General features: G+C 62.6%; 17 protein-coding genes. 6 read left to right on the top strand and 11 right to left on the bottom strand.

Annotated elements, in window-relative coordinates:
- The 11 genes from IF803_RS01750 to IF803_RS01700 all read right to left on the bottom strand — a co-directional run bounded on the left by IF803_RS01750 (position 1) and on the right by IF803_RS01700 (position 8,773).
- Positions 1–453, bottom strand: a complete 453-nt coding sequence (locus tag IF803_RS01750) for a hypothetical protein (RefSeq protein ID WP_259244248.1) — start codon at positions 451–453, stop codon at positions 1–3.
- Positions 454–480: 27 nt separating this feature from the next.
- On the bottom strand, positions 481–1,116 hold the full coding sequence (locus tag IF803_RS01745) for a methyltransferase family protein (RefSeq protein WP_461191046.1): 636 nt from the start codon (positions 1,114–1,116) through the stop codon (positions 481–483).
- Between the two features lie 18 nt (positions 1,117–1,134).
- On the bottom strand, positions 1,135–2,040 hold the full coding sequence (locus IF803_RS01740) for a type II secretion system F family protein (RefSeq protein WP_137479309.1): 906 nt from the start codon (positions 2,038–2,040) through the stop codon (positions 1,135–1,137).
- The gene (locus IF803_RS01735) at positions 2,037–2,963 is read right to left on the bottom strand and encodes a type II secretion system F family protein (RefSeq protein WP_461191045.1); all 927 of its coding nucleotides are present in this window, start codon (positions 2,961–2,963) and stop codon (positions 2,037–2,039) included. The genes IF803_RS01740 and IF803_RS01735 overlap by 4 nt, the downstream gene beginning before the upstream one ends.
- Positions 2,963–4,408 carry a CpaF family protein gene (locus IF803_RS01730; protein WP_461191044.1) on the bottom strand — a complete coding sequence of 482 codons (1,446 nt, stop codon included), beginning with the start codon at positions 4,406–4,408 and terminating at the stop codon, positions 2,963–2,965. The genes IF803_RS01735 and IF803_RS01730 overlap by 1 nt, the downstream gene beginning before the upstream one ends.
- Positions 4,405–5,436: an AAA family ATPase gene (locus IF803_RS01725; protein WP_259239313.1), complete on the bottom strand. Its 1,032-nt coding sequence runs from the start codon at positions 5,434–5,436 to the stop codon at positions 4,405–4,407. Before IF803_RS01725 ends, IF803_RS01730 begins: the two co-directional genes overlap by 4 nt.
- Before the next feature lie 170 nt (positions 5,437–5,606).
- Positions 5,607–6,578: a Flp pilus assembly protein CpaB gene (cpaB, locus tag IF803_RS01720; protein WP_461191043.1), complete on the bottom strand. Its 972-nt coding sequence runs from the start codon at positions 6,576–6,578 to the stop codon at positions 5,607–5,609.
- A 1-nt stretch (position 6,579) separates the two neighbouring features.
- Positions 6,580–7,086: an A24 family peptidase gene (locus IF803_RS01715; RefSeq protein ID WP_028345092.1), complete on the bottom strand. Its 507-nt coding sequence runs from the start codon at positions 7,084–7,086 to the stop codon at positions 6,580–6,582.
- A 72-nt stretch (positions 7,087–7,158) separates the two neighbouring features.
- A complete protein-coding gene (locus IF803_RS01710) occupies positions 7,159–7,374 on the bottom strand; it encodes a Flp family type IVb pilin (protein WP_028345093.1) in 216 nt (71 codons plus the stop codon).
- A gap of 91 nt (positions 7,375–7,465) precedes the next feature.
- Positions 7,466–7,681: a Flp family type IVb pilin gene (locus tag IF803_RS01705; RefSeq protein WP_212058809.1), complete on the bottom strand. Its 216-nt coding sequence runs from the start codon at positions 7,679–7,681 to the stop codon at positions 7,466–7,468.
- Between the two features lie 354 nt (positions 7,682–8,035).
- A complete protein-coding gene (locus IF803_RS01700) occupies positions 8,036–8,773 on the bottom strand; it encodes a hypothetical protein (RefSeq protein WP_461191042.1) in 738 nt (245 codons plus the stop codon).
- Positions 8,774–9,191: 418 nt separating this feature from the next.
- On the opposite strand from IF803_RS01700, the gene IF803_RS01695 reads away from it, so the two are divergent.
- From IF803_RS01695 to IF803_RS01670, 6 genes are all read left to right on the top strand, one after another.
- A complete protein-coding gene (locus IF803_RS01695) occupies positions 9,192–9,728 on the top strand; it encodes a LabA-like NYN domain-containing protein (RefSeq protein WP_461191041.1) in 537 nt (178 codons plus the stop codon).
- Positions 9,729–9,853: 125 nt separating this feature from the next.
- The gene (locus IF803_RS01690) at positions 9,854–10,312 is read left to right on the top strand and encodes a hypothetical protein (RefSeq protein WP_453942424.1); all 459 of its coding nucleotides are present in this window, start codon (positions 9,854–9,856) and stop codon (positions 10,310–10,312) included.
- 270 nt (positions 10,313–10,582) lie between these two features.
- Positions 10,583–12,283 (top strand): TolC family outer membrane protein, encoded by a 1,701-nt coding sequence (locus IF803_RS01685; protein WP_461191040.1) that lies wholly within the window; start codon positions 10,583–10,585, stop codon positions 12,281–12,283.
- A gap of 249 nt (positions 12,284–12,532) precedes the next feature.
- Complete coding sequence (locus IF803_RS01680) at positions 12,533–14,704, top strand: type I secretion system permease/ATPase (protein ID WP_461191063.1); 2,172 nt, start codon at positions 12,533–12,535, stop codon at positions 14,702–14,704.
- Between the two features lie 14 nt (positions 14,705–14,718).
- Positions 14,719–15,969, top strand: a complete 1,251-nt coding sequence (locus IF803_RS01675) for an HlyD family type I secretion periplasmic adaptor subunit (RefSeq protein ID WP_461191039.1) — start codon at positions 14,719–14,721, stop codon at positions 15,967–15,969.
- Positions 15,970–16,189: 220 nt separating this feature from the next.
- Positions 16,190–17,203 carry a transglutaminase-like cysteine peptidase gene (locus IF803_RS01670; protein ID WP_461191038.1) on the top strand — a complete coding sequence of 338 codons (1,014 nt, stop codon included), beginning with the start codon at positions 16,190–16,192 and terminating at the stop codon, positions 17,201–17,203.
- Positions 17,204–17,284: the final 81 nt, after the last annotated feature.

Raw genomic sequence — 17,284 nt, 5'->3', positions numbered from 1 at the left:
TCATTGAAACCGTTCCGAATAGGTCAGCGTGAACGAGCAGGGATTGCTATTGGTGCTGGTGCAGATCGCCGACCTCAACACCATTGGCGACAGCGTGATCGTCGTTGAATACACGTAGTACTTCGGCTGCGACGGATCGGAATTCGTCGAATCGCAGACCGCATTGCTCTCGCCGCAGATCAGCTGGATGCTGGGGATCGGATAACGGGAATCGGCCTTGGCGAGCGCGGCCGCCGCCCAAGTGGACGCGTTCGTGACGTCGCCCGGCGGGGAGTACTGGATGGATTGCCCGAACCCGCGCAGCGCCGCGAGCGCCTGAATGTATTGAAAGCCAGCCAGCGCGAGGTCGGCAAGCGGCAGCAGAATAACCAGGAACAGGAACGCGAAAACGAACAGCATCTCGAACGCGACGGCGCCGCGTCGATCCGCGATCAGGGAACGCTTGCCGCTCACACGGCTTTTCCAGCTTCGCATGGCCGCTCACCAGACATAGGGAATCAATCTCCAGCGCGACGCCTCGTAGCTGGAATATTCAGGAAGCGTGCGCCGAAGCACGTCCTCCTCGTAATGAATTCGCCAGACCTGGATGCAGATGTGCAGAATCAGCAGGCCCACGGTCATCCAGCTCAGATGCTGCAGCACGACACCAAGGAACACGATCTCTTCCGACAGATAGAGCGGATGCTTGATCCACCGGTACGGCCCGGTTTGCACCACCGAACGCGCCTGCGGCACCAGGCTGAACGACCGTCCGAGATGACGAACGGTCACGAGGATCATGATCATGCCGGTCAGCACGAAAACCGCGGACAACAAATTCGGCAATGCGCCCTCGGTCTTCTCGAAAAACGTGATCGTCCATGGCCAGTAGGTGCCGACGAACGCGGCAACCCTCGGCAGCAGACCTTCGGCCTGCGCCTTTGCGGGCCCGCGGATCAGGATCAGCAGCGCCAGCATCAGGTAAAACACCGCGACCAGAAAGTTCGAGACGAGCGACGGCCATGGCTCCCCCGTCTTCGCGAGGTTGGTCGTCACGGCAAGTGCCAACAGAAGGAACCATGCGCTGCCCAGGAATCGGGTCGCCCGATCGTAGGCCAGGTTCGTCGAAAGACTCATTGCAGCTGCGCTCATGGCTCAATTGCCGAGGTTGGAGAATGTACGGATCAAATGAAGGAACGGGCTTCCGCCCAGAATGACGAACATCGCCGGAAGCAGGAACAGCACCATCGGAACGGTCAGCTTGGCGCCCAGTTTGTGCGCCCGCTCTTCGAGCTTGGTGATGCGTTCCCGGCGCAGGTCGACCGCGATGCTGCGCAGCGCCTGACTGAGCGGCGTGCCATATTGCAGGCTCTGGCTGACCATGGTGCCGAAACGACGGAGGCCCTCCGACGTGGACGCGAGCTTCTCGAAGGCGTCGGCACGGTTCGGCAGGATCCGGAGATCATCGAGAAGACCGCGCAGCACGTGGGTGATGGCGGGATTGGTCTCCCGCATCTCCTCCGCCACGCGCTCAATCGCGCTCTCCAGGCCCATGCCGGCCTCGCTGCAAACCACCAGCAGATCGATGGTGTCGGGCGTGCCGAGCCGGATCGCCGCATCGAAGCGTCGCTTCACGACCAGCAAGATCAGACGCGGGATGATGATTCCAAACGCCAGGCCAAGCAGCGTGAAGATCATCACGTCGGTGAACGGCCGCCCAAGAATCTGCGAAATGGAGAAAGCCGCGATCGGCAACGCAAATGTGCTGACCGTCTTGAAGCCGATCCAGATCGGCAGGGTTCGATAGTGATTGAACCCTGCCGACTGAAGAACCATCCTCAGCTGGTCGAGATTCTCCTGGGCGTAGTAGCGCCTGTAGCGCATGCCGACCGATGAAAGCCAACCGATCAGATCCTTCGAATTCGATCGATCGGAGATGCCCAGCACGGCATTCGAGACCCGCGTGTCCAAGGTGCGCAGATGTATCTCGCGAATGACCAGCAGGAAGGTCGCGGCCGCGAGCGCGACGGCAAGCGTGGCAAAACCGAGAACAGCCGTCATAGGGTGGTTTCCCTTCTGACCATCCAACGGATCACGAAATGCCCGATCAGGACCGAGCACGCCGCATAAGCGAGGAGCACGTTGCCTTGTGGATCGAACAACAGCAGATCGACCGACTGCGGATTGATCAGGTAAAGCAGCCCGCCGATCACGACCGGCGCACAGGTGAGCGCACGCGATGAAAAGATAACCTCTCCCGCCAAGGCCTTCGCACGCGCCGCCAGCGCAACCCGCTGACTCACGGTCTCGCCCAGCGTCTGCAGTGTTTCCGCCAGGCTGCCGCCGGTCTTCAATTGCACCGCGAGGGTTACCGCAAACATCGCATATTCCGACACCTGCGTTCGCTGATAGATCTCCTCGACGGCTTCCTCGGGCGACCGCCCCATATTCAGTTCGCTGCAGACGATGGCAAACTGCCCGGATGTCGGTTGCGGCATCTCGCGGGCGATGGTGCGAAATGCTTCGTGGACGGGCAATCCGGACCGGACAGTGCTCGTCACCAGTTGGACCGCATCGGGAAGCTGCTGGAAGAGTTGATTTGCAAAGCGCCGTTGCTGCCATCCGAACAGGCCGCGCACGACCAGGATGGCGACGCCGACAGCCGCAATGGCTCCATAGGAGCCAGGGAACCTCAGGAATCCATTGACGTAGAGAATTCCCGCCGCTGCCATTCCCCCTGCAAGCAGCACATAGACCGGTCGTACGACGTACACCATATCAGGGCGATAATTGGCGAAGCGCTGGAGCGCACGCCAACGCGACGTCTTGGCCGCGCGACGGATGGACACCAAGGCTGCGGCTTCAGCCGTCGGCAGCGCAATCTCGAGCTGGCGGTCCATTCGTCTCTGTCGTGCGTCGAGCCAAAGGGTGTTTGCCCCGGCACACAGCAGTAGCACCAGAACGATGATCAAGGGCGTCGACATCAGATGTGCCTCATCGCTTCTGCCCAGGCCCGATCGAGCCCGTAATAGACGAGGCGGCTCTTGAACTTCGGAACCGCATTGGTGGAGCGGTAGGTGCCGGATATCCGCCCTTGGACGTCCTCGTCCTTGTACTCGAACAACGCGATGTCGTTGGTGGTGATCACCTCGCCCTCGAGGCCGATCACCTCGCTGATCTGCACGATGCGGCGCTGGCCATCCCGCATGCGCTCGACCTGCACAATCAGATCCAGGGCGGCGACGATCTGGGAACGGATTGCGCGCGATGGCAGATTGACCTGCCCCATCTGCACCATGTTCTCCACGCGGGTCAGAGCATCGCGGGTACTGTTGGCGTGCACGGTGGAGATCGATCCATCATGGCCGGTGTTCATCGCCTGCAGCATGTCGAACGCCTCGGCGCCGCGCACCTCACCGACGACGATGCGGTCCGGACGCATACGAAGTGCGTTCCACAGAAGGTCGCGCTGCGTTACCTGGCCGGTGCCCTCGAGGCTGGCCGGACGGGTCTCCAGGCTGATCACGTGCGGCTGCTGAAGCTGCAACTCCGCCGCGTCCTCAATCGTGACGATGCGCTCGCTATGGTCGATGAACTGACTCAAGGCGTTCAGCAGCGTCGTCTTGCCGGAACCGGTGCCTCCGGAGACCAGGACATTGAGCCGGCAACGGGAGGCGATCTCCAGCAGCTGTCCGAGCGCGGCGGTCATCGAGCCGTTTTCGATCATGCCGGCGATGTTGAGACGCCGGTTCGGAAATTTTCGAATCGAGATGCAGGGGCTGTGGATCGCCAGCGGCGGCAGGATGATGTTGACGCGGCTGCCGTCCGGCAGACGGCAGTCCACCATCGGGCTGGATTCATCCACCCGCCGGCCGACCTGCGAAGCGATCTTCTGTGCGACGGAGGCGATATGGTCATTGTCGCGAAACCGGACCGCAACCCGCTCAAGCTTGCCGGCCCGCTCGACATAGACGTTGCTCGGCCCGTTGATCATGATGTCGTTGATCGTCTCATCGAGCAGAAGCGGGCGCAGCGGCCCGTAGCCGGTCATGTCGTCCGCGATCTCCTCCGCCAGGAAGAGCTGCTCGCGGCCCGACAGCTCCAGCCGCTCCTGGTTGGCGATGCCGTGGATGATTTCCTCGATCTGCCGCCGCAGGACGTCGCGGGGAACGGTCGCGGCCACCGACGGCTCGATCTGCTCGATGACCCGTTCGCGCAGGGATGCCGACATCACCGGATGGTGGGTCGCAGGTTCTTCATGCTTCGGCGCCGATGCAAACAGGCTGGACGCCGGTGACGCCACGCTCGGCTCCGCCGGCGGCAAGGGCGGCGGCACCGGCCGCGCGCTTGGTGCCGCTGCCGGGACGTCCGGCACCGCTGCGGGCATCCGCACCGGCATTTCGTCTGCGCGCCTGCCGAACTTTTTCATAGCCCGAGCCACCTCTTCCACCCGGCCTTTTTCTTGGCACCGACGCCGGTGATTTCCCGTACGATCGGAGCGAGATGGCGCCGCAGCCCGGATACGTGCTTGAGAGCCGGAACGCCGAGGTTGACCGCCTGGGTCATTCCCTTGCCGAGATCCGGGATGATCATGTCCGGTTCGGCGCCCAGTGCCTTGACGATCGTCGCCCTCGGCAGACCGCCGGCGCGGTCGGCACGGTTGAGCAGGGTAAACACGCGATCCTTGCCCGCGATGTTGGTGACGGCGTTGCGCAGCGCGTGGGCATTGCGCAGGCCGGTTACTTCGGCCTCCAGCAGCACCAGCACATGACGGGACATCTGAATGACCGGATAGATCGATGCCGGGAACGGTACCGGCACATCGACAACGACGTAGTTGAACCGCTGACGGAGCAGGCCCAGCACGTGCCGCACGCCGGCTTCGGTGATGTCGAGCTTCGCATCGAGCTCCTCGTCGCCGGAAATCAGGCAAACCCGATCATTCACCTCGATCGCCGCCCGCTCGAGAAACAGCGTGTCGGCCCGCATCGGGTTTTCAAGGGCGATGCGGAGGCCGGGTCCAGGACGAACACCCAGCATCACCGCGGTCTCGCCGCCCTGCAGATGCAGGTCGAGCAGCGCCACCTTCGCCTTGGTGGTCTCGGCCAGTTGCAGCGCGAGGTTGATCGCGACGCTGGTCGCTCCGGCGCCGCCCTGCGCGCCACAGATCGACACCACGTGCCCGCCGCGGTCATTCTGGGCCGGCGCGGCGTCGCCGATCAGCTTGGGACGCAGCTGGTCGAGCACCATATCCCTGGTGATCGGCGTCGGCAGGTATTCAGTAAGGCCGATCTCCATCAGCTCGCGGTAGAAGACGATCTCCCTGTTGTCTCCAATCAGGGCCACCTTCACATCGGGCGGACAGACACTGGCGAGGCGTTCCAGTTCGGTGAAGGGATCATCGATCCCGCTGATGTCGGTCACCAGCGCGTACAGATCGGTGTCGGTCTCGAGCATGCGTGTCGCATGACGGATGGTGCCGCGCCGGATCACCAGATTGCTGCCGTCGAGACCCTTGCGAAGGGCCGCCGCGCTCAGCTCGTCGTTGACGAAGCAGACGATGCGGTTGCGCGCGACAAGAGACGTCGTCTCTTCGGGTTGTTCCACCACTGCCATGTTCGCACTCATCAACGTTTCTCCGGTGCCTTGCCGACGTCACTCGCTGCCGCTGTGGTCTGACGATCGAGCTCGGACGGCACCTCGCAGCCCGCGCGGGCGTCGTCGTCCAAATCCTGCTTCCTGACCGAATATTGCTTGACCTCGCTGCCGGTATAGATCGCGACCATCGTGCTCTGGCCGGCAACCGCACTCTGGCGCGCCAGCTCCGGCGATACATCGCAGCTGGACGTTACGCTTGTGTCGGCCTTGTCCCACTGCTCGGCCGCAGCGCGGATGACGAGCGACAACGTTCCGAGCTGCTTTGCGACGGCCACCTTCTTGACCTGATCCGGCTTGAGCTCCAGCGACACGGTCTGCGCCGTCTTGCCTGGGACGGCATTGGTGATCGGACGCCCGCCCTGCGCAATCTCCTGGTCGATCGCGATCACGCGCACATTGGACAGAACGGTTTCGCTGACGGCACGCTTCACCGGAGCGGCCTTCTCAAACACCTGGGTCAGCACCACGTCGACATTGTCGCCCGGCCTGATCAGACCGGACACACCGGTCTCCTCGTCGACCTTGATGCTGATGGCGCGGCTGTCCGGCGCCAGGACGCTGGCAAGGAAGCCGCGATCCTTCGGACGCAGGATGTCGTCCAGTGTAATGGCGCTGCCGGCGTCGACGAACTTGCGAACCAGCGAACCAGGCAGCCCGGCCTTGGAGTCAGGCGTTTCGAGGATCGCCCCCGCGGGGACACGGTTCGGTGCCGTCTGGCGCACTGCGAAATCTTCGTCCCGCGCCAGTGTTCCCTTCGAAAGCGGGCGCGTCGCGACAAAGTAGCCGACCGTCGCGGCCGCAGGCACAGGTGCAGGCTTCTCTTCGACCGCCTGCGCAACGACCGGGTCTGCGGGTCGGTTCATGCTGTAGGCGATCATTCCAAGCGCCGTAGCCGCAAGCAGCAGCACCATGATGATCGAGACACGGAGAGCGGACGACATGTCAAATTCCTTTGCTCAAAATGGCCCAGATACCGCCGCATGCGATGGCGACCCCGTAGGGCAGCGGTGCATGTCGCAAATGACGCCAGCGCTCGACCGCGTAGACCCGGCGCATCAGCGATGATCCGGCGGGCGCCAGCTTCGGTTGTGGCAGACGGCGCATCATCAGATGCACCGCGGCCAGAACGCCGCCGGCCAGTGCAGTTGCCGTCAACAGTTCAATCACGCCGGTCAGCGGCAGACCGATCGCCAGGGCAACCAGCAACTTGACGTCGCCACCGCCGATCGCTCCGCGCAGATAGATCACGAAGAGCACCAGGAACAGGATTGCGGCAACGATCAGCGACTGGCCGATCTGCATCGGACTGGCCAATTGGCCGACGATCCCAAGGAACGCCAGCGCCAGACAAATTTCGTTTCGGATCAACCGTGTCGCGATATCGATCGTTGCGACATACAACAACAATGCGATTTCCAGACACGAGGTCGTGGACGCAATCCAATTCATGAAATAATCGCCTTAGAAAAATGGCGGGGGGCACAAAATAATGCCCCCCTCCGGGGCGCCGTCCCTCTGGACTTAAGCGCTAACCGCGTTGGCAACCGCGGTGCCGATCGAAGTGAGCGAGGTGGTCAGAACACTACCGATGCCGCTCGCAGTACCCGTACCGAACGCCGCGGAAACGGCGGCGACGATACAGGCGGCGACGATCACGTACTCGAACGACACAACGCCGTCCTTGTCCGTGCGCAGACGCTTCAATCCTTCTGTGATCTTGATGTATGACTGCAACATAGGAGAAAGCCTCCTTAAGGCTCGCGCACATCGCAATCCGGTTGACCGCTGTTGACAGCAAGAATCTGCCAACAGCATTCAACATCCGGAGTTAAGCGGAGACTGCGGTGGCGACCTTGCTCGCGATCGTGGTGATGGAGGCGTTCAGAACCGAGCCGATGCCGCTGGCGGTACCCGTACCGAAGGCAGCAGAGACGGCGGCCACGATGCAAGCGGCGACGATCACGTACTCGAACGACACAACGCCGTCCGCATCCGCACGCAGGCGCTTGAAGGCTTCGGTGGTCTGGATGTAGAGTTTCAACATAGGAAAATATCCCTTTTACGATGAAATTTACGCAATACGTTGGCGGGGGGCAAAATCCAGTGCCAACTAGGATTTTCTTATAATGCGTCGCGAGAAAGCTGTCGATTGGTAATCGTTTATTAACCCTACTGGCGTAACGGCGCGCACCTTCTCCTCGGCAAGTTGCTCCGACGACGACGCACGAAACCCCTTAAAATATAGGACTTTCGTTATTTCACAGCATTTCAACTTCGCTGCTCCGTGCGAATACGGTGACGGCGTCGGACGTGACGCTATCGCCACAACGACCTCAGAGGTGACGGTGTCACAATCCGGTTCCATTCCCCCCGATAGCCGTTTGCAGGATTGCTCGTTTTAGTAGCAGGTCCCGGAATCCCCTCCGAGCCGGCCGCAACTCTCCCCGTTGGATTGCCGCCACTGCGTGACCGCCAGCGGCGGCTTGCTCGCGTCCGCCGGCGCCGCCGATAGCCTGCTGCGCTCCTCTTCGAGGAGCTGCGAATGAAGCTTCTGGATCTGGACGTTGCGCTCGAGCAGGGACATCGTTCTTGCTTGGACCTGCTCCGCCAATACCTTGCGCACGGCGTTCTCCCGGTCGAGCAGCTCGGGAAACGGCAGCAGCGGCCGGACGAGGTCGGTCGCCTTGATCACGCAGGACGCGCGCGCCACGGCTTGCGCGATCTGATCCGGAAACGCGCTCCGGCATTCCGCGAGCGCTCCGCTCAGGTTGACCGTTGCCGCCGTCGGTACCGGTGTCGCCTCCGGTATCGTTGTCGCCGCTGGTGCCGGCTCTGTGGGCGCTGTTGGCGTCTCCGTTGTTGGCTCCGCTACCGGTCCCGCCTCCTTTTCGATGGCCTGGCGAGCGGCCCCGCAGCAGTTCAGCAGGATGCAGAGCGCGACAACGACCAGGCATCGCGCGCGCTTCGGCCAAGCCCGTCCATCCCGATGCACGATCGGGTCTCCGGTTGGCGCAACAGATGTGCCGCCATGCGTCGCGTTCTGCCAGCGAGAACGAAATGTCTGTGCAATCAGGGACGCAGAAGCGCGCTCTCCACCGTGGCAAACAATTCGTATTGGCAAAAATGACGTCTTCAAAAATGGCTCGGTGCGAAATCGCACCGACCCCAGCTGATTGATTTTAGATACAATTTAGCTGTTTGCGCAATAGCGACCTGGCGCACCGGCGGCCCGCACGATAGCGCCGCTGCGCTGCACTATCGGCGCAGCATCGGCGGCGAGCGCGCCGGATCTCATCTCGTCGGATGATCGGCCTTGTTTGACAGACGAATCTTTCGCCTGCGCTCGTCGTCTGGCCAGCCGTTACGACGTCGTCGGATCGGCGCGTGCGCCCGATGAGAACCGTGTCGGCGTTTGGCGAAAATTTCCGCTTCTTCCCGGCCAAGCCCTTGCTCTAGGATTAGCCATTTCAGCTAGGGTGCTCACCCACGATGCGCCCGTGGAATTTTAGAACCACAGCATACAGTGACTGATCCGGGCGTCATGGGGATTTGAGATGGCCGATCGCATTGCACTTTTCATTGATGGTGCGAACCTGCACACCACCGTCAAGAACCTCGGCTTCGAAATCGATTTCCGGCGACTGCTCTCGGAGTTCGGCAAGCATGGACAGATCGTGCGCGCCTACTTCTACACGGTCGTGAGAGACGACGACGAGTTCAGCAGCCTTCGGCCGCTGGTGGATTGGCTCGATTACAACGGTTATGCGGTCAGGAGAAAGTTAGCCAAAACCCACGATGACGGCGAAGGGCGGCGGCGAATGAAGCGCAGCATCGGCATCGAGCTCGCGGTCGACGCATTGGAAATCGCGCACCGCATCGACCACGCGTACCTGTTCTCTGGCGACGGTGATTTGCGCGCCGTTGTCGAAGCCGTCAGGCGGGCTGGTGTCCGTGTGACAGTCGTTTCCAGCATCCGAACCAAGCCTCCCATGATCGCCGACGAGCTTCGCAGGCAAGCTGACGTCTTCCTCGAACTCGAAAGCCTCAGGGCAGCGATCGAACGTCCAGCACACCCGATCGCGCCCGAGTGAAATCGCGGGCGCCCCTTCCGACGAGGAAGCAAAAGGGCGGCTCTGCTTGTCCGTAAATCACCGAGTTGCGCGAGTCGGGCGCTGACATCACTATCCCCCAAACAACGAAACAGAGGGTAACACCCATGTGGAGGTCGGTCGGCTGCCTGTTGTTGTTCTTGGCGGCGACGAGCGCTGCGATCGCCGAACCTTCCCGGTTCACCTGCGACACGCCGCGGGGCAAACGGGTCGAGCTCGGCCCGTCAGGCAAAGGCGGTGACGCCCAGTGGATCGATGACGATCTCGATACGATCCGGCCCGCCGTCGTGATCGATGGCGACACCTTCACGGTCACCTGGGGGACATCTGTCGCGGCAGAAGGCAAGGGAGGAGCCAAGCTCACAACCTACGTCTTTGCGGCCGCCCGCCGTTCCGCCGCGTCGATCTTTGCGACCCGCGTGGACGACACCACGGCCGAGATCTTCCGGTTCTATTTTGGCGACAAATCGCTCTACAAGTTAACGAGCCGGCTGGGGGGCCCCGCCGCGGACACCAAGGCCGCACCCTTCGTTGCGACCTACCTGGCAACCTGTCGTCAGCAGTAGCCGGCTGCCGCCAACCTTAAGACAGGCTTAACTGATCTTTCATGTTCCGGTCCCCGGTGTTGCGGCTCGGCACCAGCTCGCATGACCACAAAATGTCAGGCAAATCGTTGAATTTTAATAAAAATGCTTGGATTTGCGCGCACCGGGACTCGATGGTTCGGCCCCCACTTAGGACGCCTGTGTGGCTGAAATGTCATAGGTCGCGGAACTGTCCTTTGTTACCCTTCGGAGGATTCTACGTAATATTTTTGTGAGTTGGGGGCGGAGATTATGAAGTCGGCATACACGGTCATTGCGTGCCTATGCCTGGCGGCAACGCCAGCATGTGCCGAGGTTTTTTCTATTAATGATGCTCTACGCCAGGCCATGCAGACCAACCCGGGTATCGGCGAGGCTTCGGCGAACCGGCGGGCGACGGAAAGCGAGCTACGGCAAACCCAAAGCACACTGCTGCCGCAGGTGCGCATTGACGCCAGCTATGGCCCGGAAAAATTCGATCAATCGCCGGGCTTCATTACCCCGAACATTCAGTCGGCGCCGACCGTTGGTTCAGGACCATGGCGCAATGGCAGCCAGGAATCGGTCGTCGTACGCCAGCTGCTGTGGGACGGTTTTTCGTCGATCTATGACGTCTGGCGCCAGACCGCGCGCGTCAATGCAGCTGCCTCCCGCGTCAAGGAGAGAACCGAGCTCTTGGCCCTCGACGCCGCCGAAGGCTACATCGACGTCGTGCGCTACATGCGGCTGGTCAGTCTTGCCCAGCAAAACGTCGCCAATCACGAGAAGATCTTTTCAAACGTGAACTCCCGCTTCTCGGGCGGCCGGGCCGGCGAAGGCGATCTGGAGCAAGCCCGCGAGCGCGTCGAGGCCGCCCGCGCGGCACTCGCCGAATTCCAGCGCAGCCTGGATGACGCCAGGGCGAAGTACCGCAAGACGGTTGGCCTTGAGCCGATCAATGTTCGCTTCCCTGCTCCTCTCGCGGGATTGCCGCACAGCCGCGACGAAGCGCTGGCGACCACCCTCCGGTTCAATTCGACGATCGCGGCGGCACAGTCCGACGCCGACGCCGCCAAGCATGCGTTCAAGGCCACGGACGGCACATTCGGCCCGAAATTCTATCTCGAGGGACGGGCAACCCATTACGACAACTCCTACCCTTACGTGGCGACCCCAGGAACTCCCTCCATTACGCATGAGGACTACAGCGGCAAGGTTGTGATGTCGTGGGACATCTTCCGCGGCGGCCAGGATGCCTGGAACAGGTCGGAGAAGGCCGAGCGCTTTACCGAAGCCACCATGCGCCACGCGCGCTTGCAGCGCGACGCGTATGAGTCGATCGACAAGGCGTGGAATGCCCGTACGATTACGGTCACACGCATCGCCGCTTTGACGCGTCAGCTGGAAGCGGACCGCAAGACCATCGTGGCGTTCCAGAAGGAATACGAACTCGGCCAGCGTTCGCTGATCGATCTCTTGAACGCGCAGAACCAGTTCTTCAACGCGTCGGTCTCGCTCACCTCAGCCCGCGGCGTCGTGGTTTTCGCCGACTATCAGCTGCTGGCCGCGATGGGCACCTTGATCGAGTACCTGAAGGCTCCGCCCCCGGTCGATGCTGCGCCGACGGACATGCTTTCGATTGGCCTGCCCCGCTACTCGTTCCCGACGCTTCGCGTGAACCTCCCGCAAACCGGGTCCGAGCCGCTGCGCGTCGCCGTTCCGGCGCCTGTCGCCCGTCCTGCCAAGACCTATGCGGCAGCCCAGCCGAAGGATGTTGGCTTTGCGGACCGCTTCACCGGCGCGACGACGACCGCAGCGGTGCCCGGTTCAGCGGAATGGATGCAGCAGCAAAAGACCGCTGCGGACGGCCCGAACGTCATTTACGCGGATCCGTCGGTCACGGCGAACGCGAGCTCCTATGCGTCGACCAAGCCCCACTGGCTGCTGTCGGCCTTCCCGAGCTCCTCTCGATAGCGACCGCCAACAAGCTCAGGACAGGACTGCCGGAAGGGCCCCAAGTCGGGGCCCTTTCGATTCCTTATTAATCGTTAAGATAAGTTTCGCTGAATTTGTTCGCTATTTGTTGTAGTCTGCCCGAAATCTAATGCGATTGCTGCATTTCCATTTTGCTTGTCGAGGTTTCAGTTGTTGTTTCGAACCCCCAGCGCGGCGGCCGACGCCGTCCGCCCCTCGCCGGATGACTCAACCTCAAAGCCTGTCGCGATAAATGGGCCACGCGCGCTGGGCGACGATCCCCTCACCGCATCGTTGACTTATCTTGCCGCCCATCACGGCCGCGCGGTCAGCCGCGAAGCTCTCCTCGGCGGACTTCCGATCACGGACGGACGCTTGTCCGTCTCGCTCTACGACCGCGCGGCAAGGCGCGCCGGTCTGGAGACCGAGGCCGTCAAGCGCGACATTTCAGACATTCCCGCGCTGGTCCTGCCGGCCGTCCTCGTCATGAAGAACGGCTCCGCGCTGATCCTTCTGGGTGTGGACCCGGCGAACAAGTCGATCAAGGTCGTTGATCCGGCGACGCCGAACAGCCCGCGCGTCGCCGACATCGCCTCGCTCGCCACGGACTATACCGGCTATGCGTTCCTGGTGAGAAGCGCGCCGCAGGCCGATGCGCGCGCCGTCGCCGCAGGCGACATCCCCAAGAGCCACTGGTTCTGGTCGGTGGTGAAGACGCATTGGCGCAGCTACGGGCACATCGCGGTCGCGGCCTTTCTGACCAACATCCTCGCGCTGGCGACGCCGCTGTTCACGATGAGCGTCTATGACCGCGTCATCCCCAACGGGGCGATCCCCTCCCTGATCGCGCTCTCGATCGGCATGGGGCTCGGCATCGTCTTCGATTTCATCTTCCGCATGGTCCGCAGCCGCATGATCGACGTGACCGGCAAGACCATCGACGTCGTGCTGGCGGCGAACATCTTCGAGCACGTGATGTCGGTGAAGATGGCGCAGCGGCCGACTTCGGTTGGCATCCTGGCCAATCAGCTCCGGGACTTCGACTCGGTGCGCGAGTTCTTCACCTCCGGAAGCGTGGTTTCGGCCACCGATCTGCTGTTCGCCATTCTCTTCGTTGGGGTGTTGTTCCTGATCGCCGGGCCGCTGGCCTGGATCCCGCTGATCATGCTGCCGCTGGTCATGCTGATCGGCTTCCTGCTGCAACGCCCGCTCGATCGCGCCATCAAGCGCCTGCAGGCCGAATCCGCCGCCCGGCACGGCGTGCTGGTCGAGTCCCTGTCCGGCCTCGAAACCGTCCGTGCGACCGGCGCCGAGGCCCGCATGCAGACCTTGTGGGAACGATCGGTTGCCGCGACCGCCCGATCCGGCGAGGACGTTCATTTCTGGTCGTCGATGTCGCTGACGAGCGCGAGCACGGCCCAGCAGATCACAAGCCTGCTCCTCGTCATCGTCGGCATTTTCCTGATCCTCGACGGCAAGCTGAGCGTCGGTGCGCTGGTCGCCGCAAACATGCTCGCCGGGCGCGTTCTGGCGCCAATCGCCGGGATCGCCTCGGTGATTACCAAGGGAACGCAGACGATCACGGCCCTCAAGGCGATTGACCGCATCATGTCGATCGAGCGGGAACGGTCGCCGACCCGGTCCTATGTCACAAGACGAATCGAAGACGGCAAGGTCGCCTTCGAGAACGTGACGTTCGCCTACCCCAACGCGCCGGGTAACGCGCTCGAAAAGGTCAGCTTCAAGATCGAGGGCGGAGAGAAGGTCGGCATCATCGGCAGGGTGGGATCCGGCAAGACCACGGTCGGCAGGTTGCTGCTCGGATTTTACGAACCGAAGGAAGGCCGCATCCTGGTCGATGGCGTCGACTCGCGCCAATACGATCCCTCGGATCTGCGCGCCGGCATCGGCTTTGCGATGCAGGATACCGACCTGTTCTTCGGCAAGCTGCGCGACAACATCGCCCTTGGCAAACCGGAAGCGACCGACGAGGAAGTCCTGCTTGCCGCGCGGCTCTCCGGCGTCGAAAGCTTCATTGCCGGCCACCCGATGGGCTATGACATGCCCATCTCGGAAGGCGGCCGCAGCCTGTCGGGCGGCCAGAAGCAGGCCATCGGGCTCGCGCGCGTTTTGATCCGCAAGCCTCGCGTGCTCTTTCTCGACGAGCCGACGGCGCACTTCGATATTCGCAGCGAACAGGAATTCCTTGAGCGGCTCAAGGGCCTCAATGATGATCGCATGACCATCATCATTTCGACCCATCGCCTGTCATTGCTGAACATGGTCGATCGCTTGCTGCTGTTCGACAATGGCCGCCTGGTTGCCGACGGCCCGCGCGACAAGGTGCTCGCCCTGCTCCAGGGCCGGCCGGCGTCCGCGGCCCCGTCGCCGGAGAATACGATCCAGCCGAAATCCGCATAACGAGCAAATAAATTATGGCGTCTTCCGATTTCACATTTGCAAATGATATCCGGTCCGCGGCGCTGCTGCGCACGCCGCGCACCTCCCGCATGCTGCTGTGGACCTCTTGCGCGCTGCTTGCGACGTTCCTGATCTGGGCTCATTTTGCCGTGCTCGACGAGGTCAAGCGCGGCAGCGGCCGCGTCGTGCCGTCGCGGCAGATGCAGGTGGTTCAATCGCTCGAAGGCGGAATCGTCGGCGACATCCTGATCCGGGAAGGCGACATCGTTCAGCAGGGCCAGTCCCTGATGCGCATCGATGATACGAAATTCGCTTCCGAGTTCGGCGAAATCCGCGAGCGCCGCGCGGCGATGGCGGCGCGGGTGGCCCGCCTCGACGCCGAGGCCCGCGGCCGAGCCGAGATCACCTTCCCGGACGATCTCGACAAGATGGTTCCCGCCGCCGTCGCGACCGAGACCAGCGTGTTCAAGATGCGGGGTCAGAAGGTCGCACAGGACATCGACGTCCTCAACCAGCAGGTCACTCGCCTCTCCGGCTCCCTCAAGCTCCTGGAACGCGAGCAGACCCTGACGCGCAGGCTGTATGAGCAGAAGGTCGTGCCCGAGATCGAGATGCTGCGACTTGATCGGCAGGCAACCGAGATGAAGGGACAGCTGGCCGAAGCGCAATCGAAGATCGCGAACATCACCGCCTCGTTCCGCTCGCAGGCCGACGAGGACCTCGCCAAATCGCGTGCCGACCTCGCCGTGCTCGACGAGAATATCAAGTCCGCCCAGGACCGGGTGCGCCGCACTGATCTGAAGGCGCCGGTGCACGGTATCGTCAACAAACTGAACATCAGTACCATCGGTGCCGTCGTACAGCCGGGCGCCAACCTGATGGACATCGTGCCGCTGGACGACACGCTGCTGGTGGAAGGCCGGATTCGTCCCCAGGACATCGCGTTTATCCGTCCCGACCAGGACGCGGTGGTGAAGATCAGCGCCTATGATTCCTCGGTCTATGGATCGCTGAAGGGCAAGGTCGAACGCATCAGCGCCGACACCATTGTCGACGACAAGGCGGAAAAGACCGAACGCCAGGAGACCTTCTACCGGGTCATGGTGCGCACCGATAAGAACCATCTCGGCAGCGAACAGCATCCGCTGCCGATCATTCCGGGCATGGTGACCACGGTCGAGGTCCTGACCGGCGAGAAATCCGTGCTGGACTATATCGTGAAGCCCGCTCGCCTGCTGCGTGACGAGGCCCTGCGCGAACGCTGACCGGGACCACGGATTCCGTGGTTAACCGATCGTGACCTCGGTTCGTTCAATTTCGAACGAACCGGCAAACCCCGGATTGACCGCCTTTTCGTCATTCGAGGTGACGACCCCCTCCACTTAACTCCGCTTAAGCGGCCAAGGCGCCAGTTTGCGTCCCGATAACAGCGGGGACGCAGATCGACGCACAGACGTTGACGGTCCCCGACATTGGGGACGTCATATGAAGTCGCTGAAGTTTGCTTCGCCGGCGGTCATGGCCGCGGCTGCACTGACAATCGGTCTTTGCGTCACGCCTGCCGCGTTTGCCGCGGACGAGCTCTCTCTCGGAAAACCCGGCGCCGAGCTCGCGTCCGCTGCGGACGCCGCGTCGAACCGGCCGCCTGCCACCTTCTTCACCATCGCCGACGTCCTGGCCAAGCTCGACCGGCAGCGCGGACGTGGTCCGAACGCCATTCGCACCGCCTCGCTCACGCCGCCAAATACCGCGACCGACGCGGTGCCCGCGGCAAAGCCGCTTCCGCCTGTCGGCGCCGAGCCGTTTGGCCTGTTCACCTTCCGCGCACCGGAAAACGGCCTGTGGCGCAAATGGCGCGGCCTCGAATCCGATCTCGCAAGGGAGCAGAGCGTGCTCGAGCAATGCCGGGAGAGCGCCGCCGGCTGCCCATCGCAAGCCGCGCAATTCCTTCGCCTGATCGGCGCGGTCAAGTCCAAATCCGGACGCGACCGGCTGGATGAGGCCAACCGCGCCGTCAACCAGGCGATCCGCTATGTCAGCGACTTCGCCCAGCACGGCGAGCCCGACCGCTGGACCGCCCCGCTCGCCACCTTTGCGACCGGCAAGGGCGACTGCGAGGACTATGCGATCGCAAAATACATCGCGCTCAGCGAAGCCGGCTTCCCGCGCGAGGATCTGCGCCTCGTGCTGGGCCGCGATCGCGCCATCCGCCAGGATCATGCCGTGCTGGCGGCGCGGCTGGATGGCCATTGGCTGATCCTGGACAGCCGCCGCTCCGAACTGATCGACGACGGCGAGCTCGGCAACTTCACGCCGATGTTCGCGATCAACGACCGCGGCGTGCAGCTGTTTGCGGCACCTTACGCCAAGCGGCTCCCGCTCGGCGATGAACTCGACGCGGCGCCGGCGGCCGCCAATGCGGCGGAGACCGAATGGACCGGCGTGGAAGCGCTGGACGCGGCAAGCCCGCTCTTGGGCTTCCTGCCCGTGCTGATGTGATTGCGCGCGAGAAAGGCGACAATTCAATCAACAAAAAATCCGCGGAGAGGTCTCCGCGGATTTTCGATTTTGCTGCAAGCC

This window comes from Bradyrhizobium sp. UFLA06-06, assembly GCF_054820065.1.
Note: the sequence above shows the minus strand (reverse complement) of the source record. Positions and strands in the feature narration are given on the sequence as shown.

What these genes read in the sequence shown, in the direction of transcription:
- IF803_RS01745 (WP_461191046.1), bottom strand. Translation starts at nt 1,116, where the DNA reads ATGAGTCTTTCGACGAACCTGGCCTACGATCGGGCGACCCGATTCCTG.
- IF803_RS01740 (WP_137479309.1), bottom strand. Translation starts at nt 2,040, where the DNA reads ATGACGGCTGTTCTCGGTTTTGCCACGCTTGCCGTCGCGCTCGCGGCC.
- IF803_RS01735 (WP_461191045.1), bottom strand. Translation starts at nt 2,963, where the DNA reads ATGTCGACGCCCTTGATCATCGTTCTGGTGCTACTGCTGTGTGCCGGG.
- IF803_RS01730 (WP_461191044.1), bottom strand. Translation starts at nt 4,408, where the DNA reads ATGAAAAAGTTCGGCAGGCGCGCAGACGAAATGCCGGTGCGGATGCCC.
- IF803_RS01725 (WP_259239313.1), bottom strand. Translation starts at nt 5,436, where the DNA reads ATGCTCGAGACCGACACCGATCTGTACGCGCTGGTGACCGACATCAGC.
- cpaB (WP_461191043.1), bottom strand. Translation starts at nt 6,578, where the DNA reads ATGTCGTCCGCTCTCCGTGTCTCGATCATCATGGTGCTGCTGCTTGCG.
- IF803_RS01715 (WP_028345092.1), bottom strand. Translation starts at nt 7,086, where the DNA reads ATGAATTGGATTGCGTCCACGACCTCGTGTCTGGAAATCGCATTGTTG.
- IF803_RS01710 (WP_028345093.1), bottom strand. Translation starts at nt 7,374, where the DNA reads ATGTTGCAGTCATACATCAAGATCACAGAAGGATTGAAGCGTCTGCGC.
- IF803_RS01705 (WP_212058809.1), bottom strand. Translation starts at nt 7,681, where the DNA reads ATGTTGAAACTCTACATCCAGACCACCGAAGCCTTCAAGCGCCTGCGT.
- IF803_RS01695 (WP_461191041.1), top strand. Translation starts at nt 9,192, where the DNA reads ATGGCCGATCGCATTGCACTTTTCATTGATGGTGCGAACCTGCACACC.
- IF803_RS01690 (WP_453942424.1), top strand. Translation starts at nt 9,854, where the DNA reads ATGTGGAGGTCGGTCGGCTGCCTGTTGTTGTTCTTGGCGGCGACGAGC.
- IF803_RS01685 (WP_461191040.1), top strand. Translation starts at nt 10,583, where the DNA reads ATGAAGTCGGCATACACGGTCATTGCGTGCCTATGCCTGGCGGCAACG.
- IF803_RS01675 (WP_461191039.1), top strand. Translation starts at nt 14,719, where the DNA reads ATGGCGTCTTCCGATTTCACATTTGCAAATGATATCCGGTCCGCGGCG.
- IF803_RS01670 (WP_461191038.1), top strand. Translation starts at nt 16,190, where the DNA reads ATGAAGTCGCTGAAGTTTGCTTCGCCGGCGGTCATGGCCGCGGCTGCA.